Origin of the sequence: Symbiopectobacterium sp. (assembly GCF_051710365.1) — a bacterium.
GTDB lineage: Bacteria > Pseudomonadota > Gammaproteobacteria > Enterobacterales > Enterobacteriaceae > Symbiopectobacterium.
On record NZ_JBPETA010000254.1, the window covers coordinates 1 to 3579 of the forward strand.

At 53.7% G+C, this 3579-nt stretch carries 3 protein-coding genes and 1 pseudogene; 1 reads left to right on the forward strand and 3 read right to left on the reverse strand.

What is annotated here, in order from left to right; translation table 11 throughout:
- On the reverse strand, window positions 1–158 hold a 158-nt coding region (locus tag ACTBDZ_RS16065), incomplete at its 3' end, for a transposase (protein WP_438816055.1).
- Window positions 159–509: 351 nt separating this feature from the next.
- Here ACTBDZ_RS16065 and ACTBDZ_RS16070 point away from each other — a divergent pair.
- Window positions 510–2441 carry a methyl-accepting chemotaxis protein gene (locus ACTBDZ_RS16070; RefSeq protein WP_438816053.1) on the forward strand — a complete coding sequence of 644 codons (1932 nt, stop codon included), beginning with the start codon at window positions 510–512 and terminating at the stop codon, window positions 2439–2441.
- A 60-nt stretch (window positions 2442–2501) separates the two neighbouring features.
- Here the strand turns inward: ACTBDZ_RS16070 and ACTBDZ_RS16075 are convergent.
- Window positions 2502–3324 (reverse strand): annotated as a pseudogene (locus ACTBDZ_RS16075) (SDR family oxidoreductase).
- A gap of 48 nt (window positions 3325–3372) precedes the next feature.
- The coding region (locus tag ACTBDZ_RS16080; protein ID WP_438816054.1) for a hypothetical protein at window positions 3373–3579 on the reverse strand (207 nt) is incomplete at its 5' end.

Genomic DNA, 3579 nt, shown 5'->3' on the forward strand with positions numbered 1-3579 from the left:
TCTGAGTAGTGGAGCGGTCGTCCACGCCGTTCAGTAGTCGTTTTTTCCGTCCATGCAGCAATGGCTGATTCATCTAGCCATACGGTTAGAGAACCGCGCTGCTTGAGGGCCTTGTTATAGGAGGGCAAGTTAGTGATTTTAAAATTTTGTTTTGCCATGGAGACCTGATTTTGAAACAACTATGGTGATCTGTTCCGATGATTACCCAAACTTTCTATTTATTCAACAAAGCCATCGGCCGATTAACGCAGCCATGGTGAACACATCGCCCCAGTCAGCGGGGATAGTGTCGATGATATCGTGCGGCTAACCTCTCTCTGTGCGTTAGTTTGTGCATTTGCCCAGCAAAATATGGGCACCCCGCTGGAAATATCAATCCTTATCACAGATTCATCACCTGCTCAGGCTACACGCTAAATTCGCACCCTGCCGCCACCGATAACTTAACAAATGACAATAAAAGACCTGCCACATCGGTCAATCAACACCGTCACGCAAGGGGCATCTCCATGGGATTATTCAACAACGCAGTGAAAAACATTAAAATTTCGCACAAGCTCTATTTAGGCTTCGGCGTGGTATTGCTGTTAGTAGTGTTGGCTTCTTCGCTTAGCGCCATGCGCTTTCATGATATTCGAATCATCTATGAAAAAACCAATCTGATTTACAACATCAACATCGAAGTCTTTCAGGCAAAAATCAATCGACTCAAGTATTTTTATACCCCCGATGATGCCACCCAGACCGTGCTGAGCAATTTCATAAAACATGCCGCCGAACTGACGCAAAGCGCGCATTCGCTGCCCTGGCGCCCTGAAGAGCAGAACGATCTGCAAGCGCTGGAACGTATCCTAGCTGATTTCCAACAGGCCATAAAAGAGATGACCCTGGCGTCTCAGAATACCGTGGCGTTAAAAAAACAGATTGCCGAACTGGACGGTCAGGACGCCATTCAGCGTTTTCGCGACGGCATTGCCGCGCAGCCATTGGTGCTGTCAGAGTACCAACGGGCAGATGATATCGCCTACCTGAGCGCGGCACTCAAGCAGTTAGCCAGCGTGCTGTATCAAAGCGACACCGACGATGCGGCAAAGGCACTGGATACCCGTTATCAGGCCGCACAGCACGCTTATCAGGCGGTGCTGCCGACGCTTCCCGCAGAGACACATGGACAGCTCGATGAGCTTTGGCGCTATATGCAGCGCTACGTTGCGCTGCATCAGGAGCACCACAGCGCAATGGCGACGTTGAAGAAAACCGAAAACGCGGTAAAAGTGGGTGGAGACAAAAGCAGTGCGGTGATTAAATCGCTGATTGCCTCTATCAAAGATCAAAACGACCGACTGGCCTACGGTTCTGCCTATATCACGCTGGTGATAGGCGCGATTGCCATGCTGATCGGTATGTTGATCACCTTTTACATCGTGCGCCAGATTTCACGCCCGGTGCAACGCAACCTGGCGCTGGCGGAACGGATCGCCAGCGGTGATTTGACCGCCACCATCCAGTCCGACAGCAATGATGAACTGGGCAGACTCACGGCAGCCATGGCGCAAATGAATAACCGATTACATCACGTGATTGTCGATGTGCGAGACAGCGTTGGCCGGGTGTCATCTTCTGCGGCAGAGATTGCCGCAGGCAATAGCGATCTGGCTTCGCGCACCGAGCAACAATCGGCCGCTGTGGTCGAAACCGCCGCCAGCATGGAACAATTGACCTCAACGGTAAAAAACAACACCGATAACGCGCGGCATGCCAGTCAAATAGCGTCCGAAGCCGCGCAAAATGCACAGAAAGGCGGAGAGGTGGTGCGCAACGTCGTCACTACCATGGATGATATCGCCGCCAGTGCCAAAAAGATTGCCGATATTACGACTGTGATTAACGGCATCGCGTTCCAGACCAATATTCTGGCGCTTAACGCCGCGGTCGAAGCGGCACGCGCCGGTGAGCAAGGACGCGGCTTTGCCGTAGTTGCGGGTGAAGTGCGAGCCCTCTCGCAACGGAGCTCTCAGGCCGCCAAGGATATTGCCGCGTTAATCAATGAATCCGTGGAGCGCACCGGCGTGGGCAGTAAGTTGGTGGCGGAGGCCGGACAATCCATGGAGAGCATCGTCAATTCGGTCGCTCGGGTAAACGACATCATGGAAGAGATTTCGTCCGCCTCGGAAGAGCAGAGCCGCGGCATTGAACAGATCTCACGCGCCATTACGGAACTGGACAGCACCACGCAGCAAAATGCCACGCTGGTTAGCGCGTCGTCCTCCAGTGCTAACACGTTGGAAGAACAAGCTATTGTGTTGGCGCAACTGATGGCAACCTTCCGGCTTGGCGATACTGAAACGGCGCCACCGTCGCGGCTGGCGCGTCCGGCAACCCAGGCTCTGCCAGCAAAAGCGCCGGTTGCAGGCAATGAGCAGGATTGGACGCACTTCTGACGCTGACGTGACTGCCGCGGGTAAACACCGCGGCAGTCAACAGCGGCATGATGTAATCACTTACCAGGGCATAGTCATGGGGTCGGGATATTGGTACTCAAACCCCAGTTCACGGCAGATACGCTGACCGTCAATGATCCGCCCGCCTTGCTCACTCTCGGCGTTGAATTGCGGAGGCACAACGCCGAGACGATGCGCCTGTTCAATGTAAAACGCACGCTTGCTGGGATGCTGTGGCGCGCAGAGATTATAGCGATGGCCACCCGCAGTCAGTTGTAACAACAGCTCAATCGCAGCAATCACGTCATCGCGATGCACCAGATTCACGCCGACATCCCCATCGGGAAGATTGGTTTTCCCCGATAAAAAGCGTCCGGGGTGTCGATTGGGTCCCACCAGTCCAGCCAATCGCAGAATATCCACTGAGGTATTGTGCAAGGCGTGCAACCATTGCTCTAACTGTACCAGAACATATCCCGCTGCCGTTTCCGGATGCAGCGCAGATGACTCACGCATCGTCCCCGCGCCTTTTCCATACACTGAGGTCGAACTGGTAAACAGGATGCGCGGAACGCCGTGCACCAACGCGCTGTTCACCAATTGTTGAACGGCCAGCAGATAGTTCTCTCCCCCCTGCGCCGTGCGGCTGGCAGGGAGCGTGACCACTAAAGCATCGACATTCAATACGCTGTCGAGATCGTCGGTATCACACACTAACTCAGGCGTTAAGTGCAACGCATAGCAGGCAATCCCACTCATGCGCGCCGCTTCCACACCGTCAGCCGTGGTTTTCGTCCCCGTTACCCGGTAGCCACGCGCATTGAGCGCTAACGCTAACGGCATGCCTAGCCACCCTAAATCCTACGATTGACACCTTTTTCATCGACATCACTCCCGGCTGTCTGAGGTTACCTTCTATTCTACCCTCGAATTACCGCCTCGTATCCGACAAGACGACTTTTCGCTTCATCTGCCCACGGCGCGACCAGGAAAAGGCATCGTTGCGTAAAACCCTAAATAACTGTTCCGAATAGTAGATCACCTGAAGGGAACTCAGTCCGAGTTGAGCGATCTGATCAATCGATAAAGATCCCAAATCATCAACCGGACTGAGCGATGTCGAGCATAGCACCGATAC